The sequence below is a fragment of the Sphingosinicella flava genome (genome assembly GCF_016025255.1).
Taxonomy (GTDB): Bacteria; Pseudomonadota; Alphaproteobacteria; order Sphingomonadales; family Sphingomonadaceae; genus Allosphingosinicella; species Allosphingosinicella flava.
Genome location: NZ_CP065592.1, coordinates 2294190 through 2313557, shown reverse-complemented (window position 1 = coordinate 2313557; position 19368 = coordinate 2294190). Strand labels below are relative to the sequence as shown.

Annotated in this window: 17 protein-coding genes; 7 read left to right on the top strand and 10 right to left on the bottom strand. The window is 64.3% G+C overall.

Annotation, left to right across the window (positions count from 1 at the left end; genetic code table 11):
• Positions 1-47: 47 nt before the first annotated feature.
• Together IC614_RS11790 and IC614_RS11785 are read left to right on the top strand one after the other, a co-directional pair.
• Positions 48-1049, top strand: coding sequence for a lysylphosphatidylglycerol synthase transmembrane domain-containing protein (locus IC614_RS11790; RefSeq protein WP_200971649.1), 1002 nt, complete (start codon positions 48-50; stop codon positions 1047-1049).
• A 70-nt stretch (positions 1050-1119) separates the two neighbouring features.
• Positions 1120-2193 (top strand): NAD(P)-dependent alcohol dehydrogenase, encoded by a 1074-nt coding sequence (locus IC614_RS11785; protein WP_200971648.1) that lies wholly within the window; start codon positions 1120-1122, stop codon positions 2191-2193.
• On the opposite strand, the gene IC614_RS11780 is transcribed toward IC614_RS11785, so the two are convergent.
• From IC614_RS11780 to IC614_RS11765, 4 genes are all read right to left on the bottom strand, one after another.
• On the bottom strand, positions 2183-3517 hold the full coding sequence (locus IC614_RS11780) for a family 1 glycosylhydrolase (RefSeq protein WP_200971647.1): 1335 nt from the start codon (positions 3515-3517) through the stop codon (positions 2183-2185). The two genes, IC614_RS11785 and IC614_RS11780, sit on opposite strands and share 11 nt — an antisense overlap.
• A 14-nt stretch (positions 3518-3531) precedes the next feature.
• Complete coding sequence (locus IC614_RS11775) at positions 3532-3975, bottom strand: redoxin domain-containing protein (protein ID WP_207791122.1); 444 nt, start codon at positions 3973-3975, stop codon at positions 3532-3534.
• Between the two features lie 131 nt (positions 3976-4106).
• Positions 4107-4910: a universal stress protein gene (locus IC614_RS11770; protein WP_200971645.1), complete on the bottom strand. Its 804-nt coding sequence runs from the start codon at positions 4908-4910 to the stop codon at positions 4107-4109.
• 94 nt (positions 4911-5004) lie between these two features.
• Positions 5005-5574 carry an NAD(P)H-dependent oxidoreductase gene (locus IC614_RS11765; protein WP_200971644.1) on the bottom strand — a complete coding sequence of 190 codons (570 nt, stop codon included), beginning with the start codon at positions 5572-5574 and terminating at the stop codon, positions 5005-5007.
• Between the two features lie 104 nt (positions 5575-5678).
• Here IC614_RS11765 and IC614_RS11760 point away from each other — a divergent pair, with 104 nt between their 5' ends.
• From IC614_RS11760 to IC614_RS11750, 3 genes are read left to right on the top strand one after another with little or no spacing between them, the layout of a single operon-like run.
• Positions 5679-6845 (top strand): sensor histidine kinase, encoded by a 1167-nt coding sequence (locus IC614_RS11760; protein ID WP_200971643.1) that lies wholly within the window; start codon positions 5679-5681, stop codon positions 6843-6845.
• Entirely contained in the window at positions 6838-7518 is a 681-nt protein-coding gene (locus IC614_RS11755) for a response regulator transcription factor (RefSeq protein ID WP_200971642.1), read from the top strand. Before IC614_RS11760 ends, IC614_RS11755 begins: the two co-directional genes overlap by 8 nt.
• On the top strand, positions 7490-8299 hold the full coding sequence (locus tag IC614_RS11750; RefSeq protein WP_200971641.1) for a universal stress protein: 810 nt from the start codon (positions 7490-7492) through the stop codon (positions 8297-8299). Before IC614_RS11755 ends, IC614_RS11750 begins: the two co-directional genes overlap by 29 nt.
• On the opposite strand, the gene IC614_RS11745 is transcribed toward IC614_RS11750, so the two are convergent.
• From IC614_RS11745 to IC614_RS11735, 3 genes are all read right to left on the bottom strand, one after another.
• A complete protein-coding gene (locus IC614_RS11745) occupies positions 8296-9237 on the bottom strand; it encodes a universal stress protein (protein ID WP_200971640.1) in 942 nt (313 codons plus the stop codon). The two genes, IC614_RS11750 and IC614_RS11745, sit on opposite strands and share 4 nt — an antisense overlap.
• Positions 9238-9323: 86 nt before the next feature.
• Positions 9324-10310, bottom strand: a complete 987-nt coding sequence (locus IC614_RS11740; RefSeq protein ID WP_404829131.1) for a zinc-dependent alcohol dehydrogenase family protein — start codon at positions 10308-10310, stop codon at positions 9324-9326.
• Positions 10311-10320: 10 nt separating this feature from the next.
• On the bottom strand, positions 10321-10863 hold the full coding sequence (locus tag IC614_RS11735; protein ID WP_200971638.1) for a GNAT family N-acetyltransferase: 543 nt from the start codon (positions 10861-10863) through the stop codon (positions 10321-10323).
• Between the two features lie 130 nt (positions 10864-10993).
• On the opposite strand from IC614_RS11735, the gene IC614_RS11730 reads away from it, so the two are divergent.
• Positions 10994-12511, top strand: a complete 1518-nt coding sequence (locus IC614_RS11730; protein WP_200971637.1) for an acetyl-CoA hydrolase/transferase family protein — start codon at positions 10994-10996, stop codon at positions 12509-12511.
• 69 nt (positions 12512-12580) lie between these two features.
• On the top strand, positions 12581-15046 hold the full coding sequence (ppsA, locus tag IC614_RS11725; protein ID WP_200971636.1) for a phosphoenolpyruvate synthase: 2466 nt from the start codon (positions 12581-12583) through the stop codon (positions 15044-15046).
• On the opposite strand, the gene IC614_RS11720 is transcribed toward ppsA, so the two are convergent.
• From IC614_RS11720 to IC614_RS11710, 3 genes are read right to left on the bottom strand one after another with little or no spacing between them, the layout of a single operon-like run.
• Positions 15030-16235 carry an efflux RND transporter periplasmic adaptor subunit gene (locus IC614_RS11720; protein ID WP_200971635.1) on the bottom strand — a complete coding sequence of 402 codons (1206 nt, stop codon included), beginning with the start codon at positions 16233-16235 and terminating at the stop codon, positions 15030-15032. The two genes, ppsA and IC614_RS11720, sit on opposite strands and share 17 nt — an antisense overlap.
• A gap of 4 nt (positions 16236-16239) precedes the next feature.
• Positions 16240-18630 (bottom strand): ABC transporter permease, encoded by a 2391-nt coding sequence (locus IC614_RS11715; protein WP_200971634.1) that lies wholly within the window; start codon positions 18628-18630, stop codon positions 16240-16242.
• Positions 18627-19331 carry an ABC transporter ATP-binding protein gene (locus IC614_RS11710; RefSeq protein ID WP_200971633.1) on the bottom strand — a complete coding sequence of 235 codons (705 nt, stop codon included), beginning with the start codon at positions 19329-19331 and terminating at the stop codon, positions 18627-18629. Before IC614_RS11710 ends, IC614_RS11715 begins: the two co-directional genes overlap by 4 nt.
• Between the last annotated feature and the right edge of the window lie 37 nt (positions 19332-19368).

Here is a 19368-nt window from a genome sequence, read left to right as displayed (position 1 = left end):
GGATATTGCGGATGGAGATGGGCGCGGCATCAGCCCATTCCGGCAGGGTGAGCGGAGACGAAACAGTTAGGCAGCGATTGCCGCTCGCGGCCCTTTTCGTCGGCCTTTTGGTGTTCGCCGCGCTTGTCGCGATCGTGCTGAACTTCGGTGAATTGCGGCAGTTCACGGCCGCAGTCAGGCGCGCCGAGCCGCTCTGGCTGATCGTCGCGCTGGGATTGCAGCTTTCCACCTACATATCCGTGGCCGGAACATGGTCGGCGGCCCTAAAAAAGGCGGGGCACCCCCTGCCCCTGCGGTCGCTCGTCCCATTGAGCATTTCAAAGCTGTTCGCCGATCAGGCCGTGCCGACGGCGGGGATGAGCGGCAACGTCCTGCTCGTGAACCAGCTCATCCGGCGCGGGCTCCCTCGCGCCGCCGCCTTATCCGTTTTGCTGGTTTCGATCGTCGGCTATTATATCGCTTATGCGGTGATGGCCGTCGCCATACTCGTCCTCCTCTGGCTTCATGCGGAGGCGAGCGTCCTGCTGGCGATTTCGGTATCGGTGTTCCTCGCGGTCGCCTTCCTGATCGGCGGCATCGCCTTTTGGCTCGGGCGGCGCGGCCGCCGGCCCTTGCCCCCTTTTCTCGCCAGGATCGGGCCGGTGCGGCAGCTTTACGGCTATGTCGGAGAAGCGCATACCGATTTGCTGAACGACCGGCGGCTGATCTTGCGCTCGGCGGGGTTCAACCTCCTCATCTTCCTCGCCGACGCCGCGACGCTTCAGGTATGCCTGTTCGCGCTCGGTGGAAGCGCCTCCTTCGCTACTGCCTTGATCGCCCTTGTCATGGCCTCGATCGCCGTCACCCTCGGCCCCATCCCGCTCGGCCTTGGATCCTTTGAGGCGGTTTCGATCACCATGCTGCATTTCCTGGACGTCAATCTGGCCCTGGCGGCGGCGGGCACATTGCTGCTGCGTGGCTTCACGCTCTGGCTGCCACTGATCCCAGGATTGCTGCTGTCCCGCCGCCTGCTCCGCCGCAAGCACGTGCACGGCAACCAAAGAGCCTGATCCGGAATACTGCGTATTACGCCTCCGCGGCTCAGGGCCGATCATGCGCGGCAAGGAATGGAGGCGTGCGATGGACAAGATGAAGGCGGCAATCTTTATCGAGCCCGGACAGATCATCCTCGGCGAGAAACCCGTGCCCGATGTGGGACCGCTCGACGCGCTTCTCCGCATCACGACCACGACGATCTGCGGCACGGATATCCATATTTTGAAGGGCGAATATCCTGTCCAGAGCGGCCTCACCATCGGTCACGAACCGGTCGGGATCATCGAAAAGCTCGGATCGGAGGTGAAGGGTTTTCAGGAAGGTCAGCGGGTCATCACCGGCGCAATTACGCCTTCGGGCTATTCAAACGCCTCGCTCTACGGCTGCGGCGCGCAATGCGGCGCGGGAACGCCCCATGGCTGGAAGCATATGGGCGGCTGGCGGTTCGGGAACACGATTGACGGCGCGCAGGCGGAATATCTGCGCGTGCCCGACGCCATGGCCAACCTCGCTGTCGTGCCGGACGAGCTGACTGACGAGCAGGTGTTGATGTGTCCGGACATTCTGTCGACCGGCTTTGGCGGCGCTGAATCCGGCGGGATTCGCATCGGCGATACGGTGGCGATCTTCGCCCAGGGTCCGATCGGGCTGTGCGCGACGGCCGGCGCGCGGCTGATGGGCGCGTCGCGGATCTTTGCCGTGGAGGCGGTGCCCGAGCGCGCGGCAATCTCTCACAAGATGGGCGCGGATCACGTCATCGACTTCAGCAAGGACGATCCGGTCGAGATGATCATGGAGCTGACCGATGGCCGCGGTGTCGACGTGTCGATCGAGGCACTTGGACGGCAGGAAACGTTCGAAGGCGCGCTCCGCGTCCTACGGCCGGGCGGCACCTTGTCATCGCTTGGAGTCTATTCGAGCGACCTCAAAATTCCGCTCGATGCCTTTGCCGCAGGGCTTGGCGACAATAAAATCATCACGACGCTTTGTCCCGGCGGGAAGGAACGGATGCGGCGCCTCCTCGCCATCGTGAAGGGCCGCCGTGTGGACACCTCCGCCCTTGTCACCCACCATTTCACGCTCGACGAAATCGAAGCGGCCTACGATCTTTTCGGCCACCAGCGCGATGGGGTGCTCAAGGTCGCGATCAAGCCCTGAACCAGCGGTCGTGCTGCTTCCGGATCCAGTCGCGGCGGCGCCGTTCCATGGGTTCGTCATATTCGCTGGGAAGAACGAAGGGCACGGTCAGGCAGGCGCTCTGCGCGGGCAGCACTTCCTCCCACCGTGCGATCAGCTTCTTATAGGCGCGTCCGACCGGCCGGATATTCCGGTCCATATCGAACAGGCCCCGCCGGTTGACCGTCCCGGCCTTGGTGCGGAGCAGACTATCCCAATCGACCTGATCGATCAGCGAATACCAGGTGAAGCCGACGATCGGGATGCCATTGTCGCGAACCCGAAGGACGTTGGCCCATTGCTTGTGCAGCCATTTCACCGCTTCGTCCCCGGAGCACCCCTCGTCCACATTGGTCTCGGTGTGCATCAGCGGGATCTTGTACCGGTCGTAATATTGCCGGGCGATCTCATCGAACCCGAATATCTCGCCCGCGTCATGCACCTCTTCATCGGGCGTCACGAAATGCTCGTTGCTCGGATAATAATCGTTGCCGAGGATGCAATGATGGCGAATGCCCGCGGTGCGGAAGGCGCGATACTCCTCTTGGCTCATGCCGTTATCAAGAAGGAATTGGTAGGTCGCGGCATCCACTTCGTGGCCGTAATTAAGGTCAAGCGGAAGAAAACGCCGAGCATTGAACTTCTCCGCGGCAGGCGCCGCGTCGGGAAACAAGGCATGGAAATACTCGGTCGATTCCGACTGGATGAAGATGGCGTCGGGCCGGACTTCCAAGATGGCCTTGCTCGCCAGAACGTTGGCCGAGACGATGTGCTTGAGCGCCGTCACGAAAGCCCTATCCGAACGCATTTGCTCGTTCCACCAGCCGTATCTTGCGCTGAACAGAGCGCAGACGAACATCTCGTTTACGGGCGTATAGAATTGCACCCAGGGATAGCGGGCGGCGAAAGCCTGCGCGTAGGACGGGAATAGAGTTGGAAAATCGGGGTTTTGGAAATTGCCAATCCAATCGGGAACGCCGAAATGGCAAAGATCGGCAACCGGGATCAGGTCGCGCGCGAAAAGGCTGGCGAAGGTGGCATCCGTAAAGGACCAGTCGTAACGATTTGGGCCGAGCCACGTCCGGTGAAGCACAGGGCCGTAACGCAGGAAGTGGATGCCGAGGCTTTGCACGAGATCGAAGTCGAGGGACCATAGGTCATAGTGGCGGCTCGCCTCCATCTGATCGAAGCGCGTCCGCCCGCCATCGATGGTCGGGCAGCTGTTTTCTATGCCCGTGGCGAAGATGAAGAACGGGCTCGGTCGCGAGGAGGTATTGGCCTCCACGTTGCGGGACCGGTTCGCCATTTAGCAGGACCACCTCATTTGAAGCTCTCCGCAGCTTCCAGCACCTTTGAGGCATGACCGGAGAGCGGCGCGTTGCGCCAGATGTGGCAGAGCCGTCCGTCGCGATCGTAGAAGAAGGTGGCAGGCGCCGTACCGCGCGCCGGAGCGCCGCCATTCAGCCAGACCGAGAAACATGTGGACGCCGACCTTTCGGCATCTTCGACGAGCTTGATGTCGCTCCCCTGCATGAGCCGCCTCGCCCCCACTCGGTTTGGCAGCACGCCCATTATCCAGGCTCCGCACCGGCTGAACGACCGAGCAAGGAGCGCGAAATCCTCAATTTCGGAGACGCATTCCGCTTCGTCGGCCGGGCAGAAGAAGAGGATGAGCTTCTGTCCTCGAAAGTCCTTAAGGCGGATCCAGCTGCCCGATGAGGTTCTGAATCTGGCCTCCGGACAGCAGCTGCCGGTCGTCAACATTTCCGCATCTGCCGAACGGTGCACCATGCGATGAAATTAGCCTCCGGGGAGGCGACCCGATGCCCGTAAATGTCCTTATCACGCTGATATCTGACTAAGCTGCTCGTCGGACTTTCATCCCGTCGGCGCTGTCAATGCGCGAGGAGAAGCGGGATCTCCGCCCGGTCCAGCATCCGGTGCGTGACGCCGCCGAAAATAGCCTCCCGAACATGGGAATGACCATAAGCGCCCATGACAAGATAGGCCGCATTGAGCCTGCGGGCCTGCTCGGCGACGATGTCGTCCGGCCGCACGTCCTCCCCTTTTATCTCCTTCACCTCCGGCTCGATGTCGTGGCGGGAGAGATAGACCGCCGCTTCCTCGATCGTGGCGGCGCAGGCGGGTTCGCCGACCTGGACGAGGTGAACGGAACCGGCAAGCTTCAGGAGCGGGATCGATCCGGTCAAGGCGGCCATTGCCGGGACGGATCCGTCCCAGGCGATAAGGACGTTGCCGGCAAGATCGAGCCGCCGCCAATCCTGGGGGATGGCCAGTACCGGCTTATGAAGACGGAGCACGAGAGAGGAGACGATGCTTGCCATTTGAGGGGACGTGACGTCCTCTAGGCGGGTGTTCGCGACCACGATGTCGGAAAGACCGGCGGAGGCCTCGATGCAATCGCCGATCTCGCCTGTGCTCTTGCACATGTCCCAGGCGACGTCCTCGCCGGAGAGATGCTGCATGATCCGGTCCCTGTTGCCGGCCTCCCGCGCTTCATTGTCCTCCAGCATGACGGCATAGCCTTCGGCGCTGAAAAAGTCGCCGACCAGCATGGGCAATTGAACGACATCGAGGCAGGTCAGGTGGCCGCCGAGTGCCCTCGTCAGGTCGAGCGCCGCCTGGAGCCGGGCTTCCTGTCCGGCATCGTCATGGATGAGAACGAGAACGTTTTTCATCGAAGCGCTCCTTGACTGCGATCACCCGAGGATGATGGAAGGCGGGTGGAGCGAATATCCGGGATGTTACGGATGCCGTGGGATGGTCTTACCTCTATCTGCCGCGCCGTCCGAGCACCGCCATCTCCGCAAGCGCGCGATGACGCGCGGTCTCGCTATCAACGCCGCCGACCACGGTCGCACGGACGGGCGTAATCCCTGCAAAGTTCAGGATGTTCCGCTTCAGGCTCTTCAGGCTGTGGGCACGATAGACGAGCCGGTAGAACAAGGCCGGCATGCCCATGGTGACGACGATCCGGGCGGAGCGCCCCGTGAGGAGCTTCCTGGGAAATCCTTTGGACATGTCGATTGCGAAGCCAGGCCGCGCCACCTGCTCGAGAAAGCCCTTGAGGAGCGCAGGCATGTCGCCGAGCCACAGGGGATAGAAGAAGGCCAGGTGATCGGCCCAGAGAATGTCTTGCTGCGCCTCCCTGATCGCAACGGGCGGCTTCCGGTGCAGCCAGTCCTCCGGCGAGTGGAGGATTGGGAAACGAAGGTCGGAAACGTTGATGCGGCGCACGTCGTTATCCTCTGACGCACCCTCCTCGTAGGCATCCGCCAGCGCGTGGACGAGATGTCCTTCCTTTTTGTCGGGATGTGCATCGATCAGCAGGATGTGCGCCATGGCCACCTCTCATTTTGGGTGAATGTACCAAGGCGACAGATCGTTGAATCAGGAGTATCCCTTATGCAGGGCTCCCGGGCCCTCCCGTGCAAAATGGGTGCGAAATGCATGCGAAGCGCGAGATCGTGGCGAAGGGCAAGCGCGTGGAGGCGCCCCAGCCCTTCGCGCGCGAGGAGCATCTGCGATCGATCCTCGACGCGGTGCCTGACGCGATGGTGGTCATCGACGAACGCGGGCTCATCATTTCCTTCAGCGCGGCGGCGGAAAAGATGTTCGGCTACAGGGAAGCCGAGCTTCTCGGCGAAAATGTCAGCAGGCTCATGCCGTCGCCCGATCGGGAGCGGCACGACGGCTATCTCCGCCGCTATTATGAAACGGGACAGCCCAAGATCATCGGCATCGGCCGCGTCACCACCGCGCGGCGCCGCGATGGAACGACGTTTCCCATCGATCTCCATATCGGCGAGGCGCGGCTTGGCGAGGACCGGGTCTTTACCGGCTTCATCCACGACCTGTCGGAACGCCAGGAAACGGAACGGCAGCTCCACCGGCTGCAATCCGAACTGGCCCATGTGTCGCGGGTCACGACGATGGGAACCCTCGCAACCTCGATCGCGCACGAACTCAACCAGCCCCTCACCGCCATCGCAAATTATACGGAGACGGCCCGCGAGCTTCTGAAATCCCCTGACCCGGCCACTCTGGCCATCGTGCAGGAGGCGTTGGCGGACTGCGCTCAGCAGTCGATCCGCGCCGGACAGATCGTGCGGCGGCTGCGCGACTTCATTTCAGGAGGGCAGCCGGAACGGCGCGTCGAAAGCCTCAGCCGCCTCATCAACGAGGCAAGTGCCATGGCCCTCGTCAGCGCGCGTGAGCGCGGCGTGGAAGTGGAGATCAGCCTTGACCAGGATGCGGACGCGGTCCTCGTCGACCGCATCCAGATCCAGCAAGTTCTGTTCAACCTGATGCGCAATGCCATGGAGGCGATGGAGGGGAGCCGGACGAAAATCCTGAAGATTAGATCCGCGCAAGATGCTCACGGCTTCGTGCGCGTTTCGGTTTCCGACAGCGGTCCGGGTCTCGACGGCGACATTGCGGCTAAGCTGTTCCATCCCTTCATCAGCACCAAGGCAACGGGCATGGGACTCGGCCTCTCCATCTGCCAGACGATCGTCCGTGGCCATGAGGGGCGGATTTGGGCAGAGCCGTCTCGGCTTGGCGGCACCGCCTTCAACTTCACCCTGGTCAATGCGGGAGTGAAAGATGGCTGACCGCGTCGTGCATCTCGTCGATGATGACGAGGCAATCCGCCGCTCCGCGAGCTTCATGCTGAAGACATCGGGTTATGTCGTGAAGACTTATGCCTCGGGCCCCGAATTCCTGAGGGTGCGCGATCTGCCTCCCGGCTGTATCCTGCTCGACGTTCGCATGCCCGGCGTGGACGGTATAGAGGTTCAGCACGCTCTTCGGGATCGCGGAACGCTTTTCCCGGTGATCGTGATGACCGGCCATGGCGATGTCTCGGTCGCCGTTCAGGCCATGAAGCTCGGCGCCAGCGACTTCATCGAAAAGCCGTTCGAACGCGCGACACTCCTACAGGCGGTGGAGCATGGCTTCGACCGCCTCGAGAGGTCTGACAAGGCGAAGGCGCGCGCGTCGGAAGCCGAAATCATGCTGCACGCCTTGACGCCGCGCGAGCGCGACGTGCTGGAAGGTCTAGCACGGGGACTGCCCAACAAGACGATCGGCTACGATCTCAGTATCAGTCCGCGCACCGTCGAAATCCATCGTGCGAACGTCATGACCAAGCTGAAAGTCGCCAGCCTATCGGAAGCGTTACGCATCGCCTTCGCGGCTGGGCTGGGGGAGGATCGGCCGCTGGGGCCTGATCCCATCATGCCTGCCGGAGGAGAAAATGAGATCGATCCTGCTGCACGTCTATGACGACACCGGCTTTGAAAGCCGCTTCCAGGCGGCGCTCGATCTCACCCGGGCCTTTGGCGGGCACATCACCTGCCTCCATGCGACGCCTTTCGAAGACTATCTCATTACCGACCCGCTGGTCGCCGCGGCGATGCCGGAGGAATTCTCGACGAAGATCCGAGACATCCGGCTGGCGCTCCAGCATCGCATCGAAGACCGCCTTCACGGCGAAGGGGTGAGCTGGGACTGGGTTCATCGCGACGAACTCCTGTCGACCGCGCTCATCCGCTATTCGATGCTTTCGGACGTGGTCGTGATCACCCGGGCTGACCGTGCGCTGTTTCAGGATGAGCCGCGCCCCATCGCCGCCGCCGTCGCGATGAGCGCGAGGGCGCCCGTTCTCGCCATTCCGGGGGCGCAGCTGGGCTTCGACGCCGGAAAGCCGGTGATCATCGCCTGGAACGGTTCACCCGAAGGCGCTGCCGCCCTTCGCGGCGCCCTTCCTTTGCTCCAGAGGGCCTCGGACGTGCATCTGGTGGAAGTGGAGGAGAAAGAGCGTCTTTATCCGCGCGATCTCGCCGCCCGCTATTTGTCGCGCCACGACGTGCATGTTTGCATCGTCGAACGCCAGGCGGATCGGGGAGACATTGCCGCTGCCTTGCGGAGCGCCGCGGCGGAAATCGGCGCGGGCCTGATCGTCATGGGCGCGTTCGGCCATTCACGCCTGCGCGAATTTCTTCTGGGCGGCGTCACGGCCGATCTGCTGTGCGAGTGTGAGGTGCCACTGCTGCTCGCCCATTAGGCCGCCTCACTCCTCGTCCCGGTTGGATGATCGGAGGGTAAGCCCACTGGCACTATTAGCACGTCGAAGCTGGCCCAAAGGAGCATATATTCGGCGAAGCTGTCCTGGATCAGCCGCTCCATGCCCATGCAGCCATGGGTTCCCATGGCGATGAGGTCCGGCCGCAGGCGATCGGAGCAATGCTCGATGACGGCCATCGGGTCGCCTTCCTCGACGCTGGTAAAGAGATGCTCTGCTACAGGCTCGGACGCGAGCGCCGCGGCAAGGGTTTGCTGCAACGCGTGCTCCCTGCCGTGGCGCCGCTTTGCGATCGCCGCATCGCTCTCAAACAGAGCCAGGCCGCGAGGGTTCACCGCCTGAACGACGTGCATGTCTGCGCCAGGCGCGATCTGGCTTGCGACGCGAACGAGGTCGGCCGCGAAGGCAGCGTCGTCCGACGCGGCCATCACCCTCTTATAATCGCCCGCATTTTCTCCCTGCGCGACTAGAAGCGGGACGGCCAAGCGCTGGAGAACATGGCTGGCGGTAATGCCGAAAATCGCGTCGCGAAAGCGCGGTTCGCCATGCCCGCCGACGATGACGAGGTCTGCCCCAATCCGCTCGGCTTCCTGGGCGATCGCCTCCTCCGGACGGCCTTCGGGGATATGGAGGGAAAAATCGATTTCGGGATCGGAAAGGCGCTCCGCGATCTGATGCACCTGCTTGCGGATATCGACGCGAAGCGCGGCCTGCTCGGAAAGATCGAGCGGCCCCGGCGCGGCGTGGATGATCCGAAGACTCGCGCCTCTTTGTGCCGCAATCCGGCACCCCCTCGCCAACGCTTTGCCGGAATGTTCGCCAAGATCGATGGCGACGACGATGCGGTGCAGGGCACGGCTACCCTCCTGCTCGGTGTCCGCCCGGCGCTTCGGACTTAGGCTGCCGGTATCACTGGCCATCGTCTCCTGCCATTCTCGCCACCTCCTCGAAACGGGCAGCCATCAAGCTATCGCGCAGGCCTCCATTCCTGGATACGGAATGTCCCTTAAGAGGGGGGAATGAGGACGGCGGCACCCTGGAGCGCGCCTGCCCTCACCGCCGCAACGGCCTCATTCGCCTGTTCGAGCGGGAAATCATGAGTGCGCGTCTCCACCGGAATTTCTGCCGCGATCCGCAAAAACTCTTCGCCATCGGCTCGAGTGAGGTTGGCGACGGACAGAAGCGCGCGCTCGCCCCAAAGGTCGGCATAAGGAAAAGCCGGAATATCGCTCATGTGGATGCCGCCGCAGACGAGCCTGCCGCCCTTGTGGACGGCGCGAAGTGCGAGGGGCACGAGCGCCCCCACCGGCGCGAAGATGATGGCGGCATCCAGTTCCTGCGGCGCCGCCTGGTCCGATCCGCCCGCCCAGACGCAGCCGAGCGCACGCGCGAAGGTCTGGCCATCCGTGTCGCCGGGCCGGGTGAATGCATAGACTTCCCGCCCTTGCCAGAGCGCCACCTGCGTCAGGATGTGCGCGGCGGCACCGAAGCCGTAGAGGCCAAGGCGACGGGGGTTCCCTGCCAGGCGTAGGGAGCGGTAGCCGATCAGGCCGGCGCAAAGCAGGGGCGTCGCTTCGGCATCGGAAAACTGGCCGGGTATCGAAAAGCAGAAAGCGGTATTTGCGATGCAATGGCTGGCAAACCCTCCGTTCCGGTTGAAGCCGGTGAAGAGGGGATCGTCGCAGAGATTTTCCTGGCCCGCACGGCAATAACGACACTGCCCGCATGTGCGGCCGAGCCAGGGCACGCCGACGCGGTCTCCGATCGACACGCCCGGCGTGTCCGGCCCCTTTTCAACGATCCGGCCGACAATCTCATGTCCTGGAACGACCGGCAGATGGTCCCTTATGTCCCCATCAATGATGTGGAGGTCGGTGCGGCAAACGCCGCAGGCCGATATCTCGATGAGAAGTTCGCCTGGCCCAGGTCGCGGCACTTCCCGCTCGACATGGCGAAGGGGTCCGCCGATCGCCTGTAACTCCATCGCCCGCATGGTGCTCATCTTATGGATTAAGCTCGGCGCGGAGCAGGATGAGGGTGGAATCGCCCGGATATTCCTCGGCGCAAAATCCCATCTCCCGTTCCAGCTCGATCGCCTGATGGTTTTCCCGGCTCTCGATCGATTTCAGGCACTTAAAGCCGCGCGCCTTCGCCCAGCGGGCGGCATGTTCGAGCAAGGTCCAGCTAATGCCCTTCTTTTTATAGTCGGCGCGGATCGACAGAGCGACTTCGGCGCATTCTCTCTTCTCATCGGCCGCGACCATGGCCGTGGCGATGATCGTGCCGCTGGCGGGATCGAGGGCGAGAAAATTCTCGGTGCGATCATGGTCCACCTCAACCATCATCTCGAGGAATTCCGGCCCGACCTTGTTGAGCGCAGTGAGGAAGCGAAAACGGAGATCTTCGTGCGCGACATGGGTGAAGAATTGGCCGAGCGCGGCCTCGTCGCCGGAGCGAACGGGGCGCACATCGAACGAGAAGCCGCTACGCGCGGTCAGCCGTGTGAGCTCTTCCTGCCCGTGACATTGCTGAAGATCGGAGGCCATGGACGATTCCCTTGTGCCGGACGCCCCCATCGTCGCGCCCTCTCCCCTTTGCCGGAATAAGTAATGAACCGGATCCGGGAGCGAACAGGTTGCGCTTATTCTGAGCTTTGCAGATCGAGGGAGATGAGGATTGGGCGGCACGAACCGGATCGGCTGCGAGGCACTCCGCGCGAAGGTGAGGACGGCCGAGGAGGCAGCGTCGCTGATCAAATCGGGCAGTACGGTGGGGATGAGCGGCTTCACCGGTTCGGGCTATCCAAAGGCGGTGCCGCTGGCGCTCGCCGCCCGGATCGAGGCCGAACATGCCAAAGGGCGGCCGTTCCAGGTGCGGGTGTGGACGGGCGCATCCACCGGGCCCGAGCTCGACGGCGCGCTCGCCAAGGCGGGCGGCATCGAATTCCGCTTGCCCTATAATAGCGATCCGATTGCGCGGGAGATGATCAACCGCGGCGAGATGGAATATTTCGACATGCACCTCTCGCAGGTCGCGCCGATGGCCTGGCAGGGCTTTTTGGGGCCGCTCGACACGGCGGTGGTCGAGATATCCGGCATCCGCACGGACGGGTCGCTTATCCCCTCTTCCTCGGTCGGCAACAACAAGACCTGGCTCGACCGCGCGTCCCAAGTGATCCTGGAAGTGAACAGCTGGCAAAACGAAGCGCTAGAGGGGATGCATGACATCTATTATGGTACGGCGCTGCCGCCCAACCGCATACCCATCCCGCTTATCCGCCCGGACGACCGGATCGGCGAGCCCGCTTTCCGCTGCGACCCGAACAAGATAGCCGCCATCGTGGAGACGGACGCGCCGGACCGCAACCTTCCGTTCAAGGCACCGGACGACCATGCCCGCGCCATTGCGGGCCACCTGCTCGAATTCTTCCGGCATGAAGTGGCGAAGGGGCGGCTTCCGCGATCGCTGCTGCCGATCCAGTCGGGCGTCGGCAATATCGCCAATGCCGTGCTAATCGGCCTGCTCGATGCCCCGTTCGACACGATGACCGCCTATACCGAAGTGATCCAGGACGGGATGCTCGACCTGCTTGCGGCGGGCAAACTCCGCATGGCGTCCGCTACGGCCCTTTCCCTAAGCCCGGAAGCGGCGGCGACACTTAACGCGGAAATGCCTCTGTTCCGCGACAAGATGATCCTTCGCCCGCAGGAGATCAGCAATCATCCCGAGCTCATTCGCCGCCTCGGCTGCATCGCGATGAACGGAATGATAGAGGCGGATATCTACGGCAATGTGAATTCGACGCACATCATGGGGTCGCGTATCCAGAACGGCATCGGTGGTTCCGGCGATTTCGCGCGGAATGCTTACGTCTCCATCTTCATGGCGCCCTCGACCGCGAAGAATGACGCCATTTCGGCGATCGTGCCCCAGGCGAGCCATGTCGATCACATCACGCAGGACGTGCAGGTGCTCGTCACCGAGCAGGGCTTGGCGGACCTTCGCGGTCTTTCGCCTAAGCAACGGGCGGAGACGATCGTCGAAAATTGCGCCCACCCCGATTACCGCCCGATGCTCCACGACTATTTCCACCGGGCGCGCGAGCATTCCTATGGCCAGCAATCGCCCTCGATCCTGACCGAGGCGCTGTCCTGGCACCAGCGCTTCATCGATACGGGCAGCATGCGCGCCTAGGTAACATTCCGCACTGACAGCTCCCGCCCAAGCGCGGACACTGCGCCTCCTTCGAAAAGGACGCGCCTCATGGACCATGTGCGGTGGCTGAAGGATGTGAGCATCGCGGACGTTCCGCAGGTCGGCGGCAAGAATGCCTCGCTCGGCGAGATGATCCGGGGGCTGTCCGGACAGTGCATAAGAGTCCCGGGCGGTTTCGCGACCACCGCGTCCGCCTATCGAGCCTTCCTCGCCAACAACGATCTTGCCCCATTCATCGCGGAGGCGCTCGGCCGCTATCGTGCCGGGGCCACGTCGCTTCGGGAGGCAGGGAAGTCCGTGCGCGAACGCATCCTCGCGGCCACCTTATCCGCCGACATGGAAGCGGCCCTGCGCGACCATTATCGCACCCTGTCGCGGGAAGCGGGAAAGGAGGACATCGCCGTCGCCGTGCGGAGCAGCGCCACGGCCGAGGACCTGCCGGGCGCGAGCTTTGCCGGGCAGCAGGAAACCTTCCTCAACGTGCGGGGCGAGGAAGCGCTGATCGACGCCTGCCGCCGTTGCTACGCCTCGCTCTTCACCGATCGCGCGATCACCTATCGCGAGATCAAGGGGTTCGACCCTCTCGACATCGCATTGTCCGTGGGTGTGCAGCCGATGGTGCGGACCGACCTCGGCGCATCGGGCGTCATGTTCACCATTGATCCGGAAACCGGCTTTCCCGGCGTCGTGGTGATCAGCGCGGCCTGGGGCCTTGGCGAAACGGTGGTCCAAGGCGCGGTGGATCCGGACAGCTATATGCTGTTCAAGGCCTTCTTCGACCGGCCCGGCATCGTGCCGCTGCTCGAAAGGACGCGGGGCGCCAAGGCGATCAAGATGGTCTATGGCGACACCCAGGCCGAGCGGACCCGCACCGTCGAGACGAGCGCAGCGGAGCGGGAAGCTTTCGTTCTCGGCGACGATGATATTCTAACCCTCGCCCGCTGGGGCGCCGCGATCGAGCGCCATTATGGCCGGGCCATGGACATCGAATGGGGGAAGGACGGCGAGACCGGAGAGTTGTTCATCCTGCAAGCGCGGCCGGAAACGGTGCACGGCGCCGCCTCGGTCTCCTGCTTCGAGGTCTATACGCTTAAGGAGAAGGGCAAGCTGATCGCGACCGGGGCCGCGGTCGGCAGCGGGATGGCGGCAGGCGAGGCCTGCCTTCTGAACGGGATAGAGGAGGCCGGGCGCTTTCGGGACGGCCAGATCCTCGTCGCGATCGCGACCAATCCCGACTGGGTGCCGCTGATGAAACGCGCCGCCGGGATCGTCACCGATCATGGCGGGCCGACGAGCCACGCCGCCATCGTCAGCCGCGAGCTTGGCTTGCCCGCAGTAGTCGGCACCGGCGACGCCACCGCCCATGTCCGCGACGGGCAGCCGATCACGATCAATTGCGCGCAAGGGGAGGAAGGCCTCGTCTATGACGGGCGGCTCGCCTTCGACCGGCAGGTGATCGAGACCGCACAGCTCCCCGATCCCGGCGTCGATATCATGGTCAACATGGCCAACCCTTCCGCCGCCTTCCGTTGGTGGCGGCTCCCGGCAAAGGGGGTGGGCCTGGCGCGGATGGAGTTCATCATCGGCGGGCTCATCAAGCTCCACCCGATGGCCGCCGCTCATCCCGAACGCCTCTCCCCTGATGACGCCGTGGCGACCCGCGCTCTGTCCCAAAATTACGAGAGCCCCGCCGATTACTTCGTTCAGACCCTGGCGGAAGGGATCGCAAAGCTTGCCGCGCCCTTCCACCCTTACCCCGCCATTGTCCGTTTGAGCGACTTCAAGTCGAACGAATATGCCAGCCTCATCGGCGGCAAGACATTCGAACCGGGCGAGGCCAATCCGATGCTCGGCTTCCGGGGCGCCTCCCGTTATTATGATCCGCGCTACAAGGACGGCTTTGTGCTGGAATGCCGGGCGATGAAAGCCGCGCGCGAGGAGCTGGGCTTTTCAAACATCCTCGTGATGATCCCCTTTTGCCGGACGGTGGGAGAAGCGGACAAGGTGCTCGCGGTGATGGCGGAAAACGGTCTGCGCCGGGGTAAGGATGGCCTACAGGTCTACATGATGTGCGAAATCCCGTCGAACGTCGTCATGGCCCGCGAATTCGCGCGGCGTTTCGACGGATTTTCGATCGGCTCCAACGACCTCGCGCAATTGGTGCTCGGCGTCGACCGCGATTCCGCCGAGCTTGCCAAGGCCTTTGACGAGCGGGACGAGGCGGTGAAACGGATGATCGCAGAGGCGATTGCGGGCGCGCATCAGGAGAGGATCAAGATCGGCATCTGCGGACAGGGGCCGAGCAATCATCCCGACTTCGCCCGTTTCCTGATCGAGCAAGGGATCGATTCACTCTCCCTCAACCCCGACAGCTTCGTGAAGACGGTGGAGGCGCTGGCCCGGATGCGGGAGGAGGCTAGGCCGTTCCCCGGCGAAGGCCGGGGTCCAGCTTCTGAGATCATCGCCGCTGGGCTCCGGCCTTCGCCGGAGCACGCCCTTAGTTCGAACCTTTGACCTCCACGCCGTCGGCGACCTTGTCGCCGGGATGGAGGATCACCCGGTCGCCCGCTTTCAGGCCGGCTTCCACTTCTCCGAACGTGTCGTTGATATGGCCGATCTTCACCTTGCGAAGACGGGCGCTTCCATCCTGAATCACGAACAGGGCCCAGTCCGGCCCGGAGCGGAACAGGGCGCTGATGGGGACGCGCAGCACGTCGCGCGCCGCCCAGGTCGCGATCCGGACGTCGGCGCGATAGCCATGGCCGAGGCGTTCGAAGGTGGCGCGCGGCTCGGCGAAGTCGATGATCACATTCACCCTCTGCTCCTCGACGCCGAGGGCGGAAAATTTGGTGAAGCCGAACGGCTCGACAAGCCGCACCCTGCCTCTCAGCGGACGATCTCCGCCCCAGGCGTCGATCTCCACCGGCGCGCCGGGCCGCACCTGAACGGCATCGGAGGAGAGGAGGTCGCTGACGATCTCCAAGCGCTCGGGATCGCCGACTTCCACGATTGGAGTCCCGGCGAGGACAACGCGCGCGCTTTCCTGGGGAACGGTGAGCACATAGCCAGGAACGGGCGAGGTGACTGCGACCGCGCCCCGGCCCGCGCCGCCGCTTCCCGGCACGATCAACGCGGCATTGGCTGCGGCCAGGGCTTCGACGGCGGCCTCGGCCATATTCACGCTTTCCGAAACGGCCGCGCGGCCGGAATCGCGGGCGGCGCGGGCTTCGTCGAGCTGGGCGCGGGAGGCGAAGCCGCGCCCGGCAAGATCGGCGATCCGCGCGAATGTCCGGTCCGTCGCCACCGCATTGGCGCGCGCGGTGGAGACGCGGGCGCGGGCGGCAGCGAGCTGGGCTTCCGCGGCGCGCACGTTCGCCCGCGCTTCGGCGAGGCTGCGGGCATCTAGCGGCGCGGGATCGGCGGGGACGATGCGGGCAAGCACCGTCCGGCCCGGCACGAGCGGTGCGCCCGGCTTCAGCGGCACGCGCTCCATCTCGCCCGACACGGGCGCCGAGACGACATAGAGATCGCGCACCCGCGTCTCGCCAAGGTCGCCGACCGTGACGACGAGCGGTCCGCGCGAAACCTCTCCCGCCTCGACCTCGATTGCAGGCGTACGCAGGGCAAAGAAGAGCGCGATCGCGACGGCGAGCGCCACCAGAGCGGTGACGATGCGGGGGCCGGTGAGGATCTTGCCCGCCATCCCTTCACTCCCGCGTCTTGAGCGCGCGGATGAGATCGAGCCGGTCGACCCGCATTCTGATAAGCAGCGCAGTGACGACGGCTGCCGCTCCGACGATCAGCACCCCGTCCGCGACGGTGCTGACGTTCATGCCGAAGGGGATGGTGTAGAGATCGGCATGGCCGTCCCCCGACGTGCTGTAGCGATGGGTGACGTAGAGCGAGAGGCCGATGCCGAACAGGATGCCGAAGGGGATGGCGGTCAGCACCAGGATCGCAAGCTCCCCCAAGAGCACGAAAGCAGTTTCGGCGCGGCGGAAACCGAGCACGCGAAGCGAGGCGAGATCGCGTGCCCGCTCGGCAAGGCTGATGCGCGCGCTGTTATAGACGACGCCGACCACGATCAGACAGGCAAAGCCCGTGTTGAACAGGGTGACGATGCCCATATTCTGCGCGATCGTGTCGCGCAGGCTTTGCACCGTGGCCGAGAAGCTGGTGACGTTGGCGACGAGCGGCGTGCCCTTGAGCGCGGCGTAAAGCGCCGGGAGACGGCTGCTGTCGACCAGTAGATAGGCGCCCGATATCGTGTCCCCTTCGCGCAGCAGACGGTTGAGCAAGGTGCGATCGACGGTGGCCGATGAGCCGATCGGGCTGTCGATCACTCGCGCGACCTGAAGAGGCAGCACCGGCCGGTCGCCCTCCGTCACTTCCGCACGGAAAGTATCGCCGGGCTTCACGCCCAATTGCTCGGCGATCCGTTTCGAGAGGACCACTCCGGCGGGCGGCAGCGCCACCAGGCGGCCCTCGATGTCGATCACGCGGCGAAGGTCGGACTCCGCGTCGGCACTGCTGAGGCCTTCCCGCTCGACGACATGCCCCGCGACAAGCCGCGCACCCACTGCGCGGAACGGTTCGACGCGCAGGACGCCGGGAAAGTGGGCGAGGTCATGAAGCGCGCGCGCGTCCCGCGCCTCGACGAAGGAGACGATGATATTGGCGCGCTGGGACTTGCCGAAGATGAGGGCGATCATCCGCTCGACATTGTCCGTCGCGCTCGCCGACGCGATGTAGAGGCCGAGCGCCAGGGACAGCCCGGCGATGGTGAGCATTGAGCGCAGGGGGCGCCGGAGCAGGCCGCGCAGGATCATGCGGGTCGGCTCGTCCGGCCCGATGCGGCTTGCGAGTGCGACGAGGCGGCCGGAAAAATCGGGCGGGACCGGCGGGCGCATCGCTTCGGCGGGCGCGAGCCTGGCGGCGCGGCGGACGGCGGCAATGGCCCCCGCGAGGACGGCGGCGAGCGTCACGCCCGCCGCGATCAGGTAAACGTCGGTGCCCGCGCGAAATTCCAGCAAGGGGAAGGTGAAGAAGCGCTGGTAGAGCGTGGCGAGCTCGCGCCCGAGCCAGGTGCCGAGGATGACGCCGAGCACCAGCCCGCCCGCCGAAAGCAGCAAGGCGAGCGTCATATAATGCGCCATCACGTCGCGGCTGCGATAGCCGAACGCCTTCATCAGCCCGATCACCTCACGCTCCGTATCGACGAGGCGGGCGAGCACGATGTTGAGAAGGAAGGCCGCGACGCCGAGGAAGATGGGCGGCAGGATCTCGACGGTGGTGCGGAGCTGGCCGATCTCGTTGGTGACGAAGCGGTTCGATATTTGAAGGTCGCGGCCATAAGCGCCCGGCGCGCCATAGGGTTCGAGGAGCAGGTCGAGACGGCGGGTCACCTCGGCCTCGCTCGCTCGCGGCTCCAGCCTGATCACCGCTTCGTTGAAGGCATCGGTCAGGTCGAGCGTGGCGGCGAGCGGCTCCCGGTTCATCCAGAGCGCGCCGAAGCGGCGATTGTCCGGAAAAATCTGGCCGGGCGGCACGGCATAGACATATTCGGGCGACAGCACGATCCCGACAAGGCGCAGCTCCACCTGCTTGCCATAGAGAAGCGCCTTCACCGTGTCGCCGGGCGCGAGGCGCGCGGCATTGGCAAAGGCTTCGTTCGTCACGGCCTCGTCGGGCTGGCCGGGCTCGGGCAACCGCCCGCTTCGCAGTACCAGCCGATTGAGAGCGGGCTGTTGCCCCGGCGGCAGGGACAGGACACGTGCGGCAACCGGCTCCATGATGCCCGGGATGTCGAGCACGGCGCCTGCGCTCACCCGGCTTTCCGCGACCGCGACGCCTTCGATCCGCCGGATGTCGTTCATCACCGTCTCGGGCGCGCGCTTCACGGGCGCGAATAGATCGGCGAAGCGGTAGCGCTCGTAATAAGCATCGCGGCTCGCCTCCAGCGAGCGGATCATCCCGAACGACATCACCACCATGCCCACGCCCGCCGCGATGACGAGCGCGATGGCGAAGGATTGGGCACGCAAGCGCCAGAGGTCGCGCAGCAATTTCGTCGTGAGGACGGAGCGGAAGCCGATCACCAGCGCAGCTCCGACGCGGCCTTGCGCGCCGCATTTTCGCGCCGCCCGGCGATCCGCCCGTCGCCGAACAGGATCACCTCGTCCGCCATGTCGGCGATGACGGCATTGTGGGTGATGACGAGGCTGGTGGTGCCGAGCTTCTCGTTCACCGCCTCGATCGCGGACAGGACGCGCGTGCCCGTGGCGCTGTCGAGCGCGCCGGTCGGCTCGTCGCACAAAAGCACCTTGGGTTGCTTGGCGATGGCGCGGGCGATGGCGACACGCTGCTGCTCCCCGCCTGAAAGCTGGGACGGGAAATGGTCGACCCGCGCTTCAAGGCCGACGATGCGCAACGCCTCGGCGGGATCGAGCGGGTTTTCCGCAATCTCCGTGATCAGCGCCACATTCTCCCGCGCGGTCAAGGAAGCGATGAGATTGTAAAATTGGAAGACGAAGCCGACACTTTTGCGCCGGTATTCGGTCAGCTGATCCTCGTCGCAGGCGGTGAGATCGAGGCCGTAGAACAGCACCTGCCCGGCCGTCGCGGTGTCCAGACCGCCAAGGATATTGAGCAGGGTCGACTTGCCCGAGCCGGAGGGGCCGAGGAGAACCGCCATCGAGCCTTCCTCGACGTCGAGGTCCACGCCGCGCAGGGCATGAACCGTTCCGGCGCCGCTGCCATAGGTCTTGGTGAGACCTTCAACCCTATAGACCGCCGCCATCCGCCTTCCGATCGGTTCAGGACCGATCGAGGCTAAG

Excerpts from the sequence above, each read along its gene's own strand:
- IC614_RS11785 (WP_200971648.1), top strand. The coding sequence starts at position 1,120 with ATGGACAAGATGAAGGCGGCAATCTTTATCGAGCCCGGACAGATCATC.
- IC614_RS11780 (WP_200971647.1), bottom strand. The coding sequence starts at position 3,517 with ATGGCGAACCGGTCCCGCAACGTGGAGGCCAATACCTCCTCGCGACCG.
- IC614_RS11775 (WP_207791122.1), bottom strand. The coding sequence starts at position 3,975 with ATGTTGACGACCGGCAGCTGCTGTCCGGAGGCCAGATTCAGAACCTCA.
- IC614_RS11770 (WP_200971645.1), bottom strand. The coding sequence starts at position 4,910 with ATGAAAAACGTTCTCGTTCTCATCCATGACGATGCCGGACAGGAAGCC.
- IC614_RS11765 (WP_200971644.1), bottom strand. The coding sequence starts at position 5,574 with ATGGCGCACATCCTGCTGATCGATGCACATCCCGACAAAAAGGAAGGA.
- IC614_RS11760 (WP_200971643.1), top strand. The coding sequence starts at position 5,679 with ATGCATGCGAAGCGCGAGATCGTGGCGAAGGGCAAGCGCGTGGAGGCG.
- IC614_RS11755 (WP_200971642.1), top strand. The coding sequence starts at position 6,838 with ATGGCTGACCGCGTCGTGCATCTCGTCGATGATGACGAGGCAATCCGC.
- IC614_RS11750 (WP_200971641.1), top strand. The coding sequence starts at position 7,490 with ATGAGATCGATCCTGCTGCACGTCTATGACGACACCGGCTTTGAAAGC.
- IC614_RS11745 (WP_200971640.1), bottom strand. The coding sequence starts at position 9,237 with ATGGCCAGTGATACCGGCAGCCTAAGTCCGAAGCGCCGGGCGGACACC.
- IC614_RS11740 (WP_404829131.1), bottom strand. The coding sequence starts at position 10,310 with ATGCGGGCGATGGAGTTACAGGCGATCGGCGGACCCCTTCGCCATGTC.
- IC614_RS11735 (WP_200971638.1), bottom strand. The coding sequence starts at position 10,863 with ATGGCCTCCGATCTTCAGCAATGTCACGGGCAGGAAGAGCTCACACGG.
- ppsA (WP_200971636.1), top strand. The coding sequence starts at position 12,581 with ATGGACCATGTGCGGTGGCTGAAGGATGTGAGCATCGCGGACGTTCCG.
- IC614_RS11720 (WP_200971635.1), bottom strand. The coding sequence starts at position 16,235 with ATGGCGGGCAAGATCCTCACCGGCCCCCGCATCGTCACCGCTCTGGTG.
- IC614_RS11710 (WP_200971633.1), bottom strand. The coding sequence starts at position 19,331 with ATGGCGGCGGTCTATAGGGTTGAAGGTCTCACCAAGACCTATGGCAGC.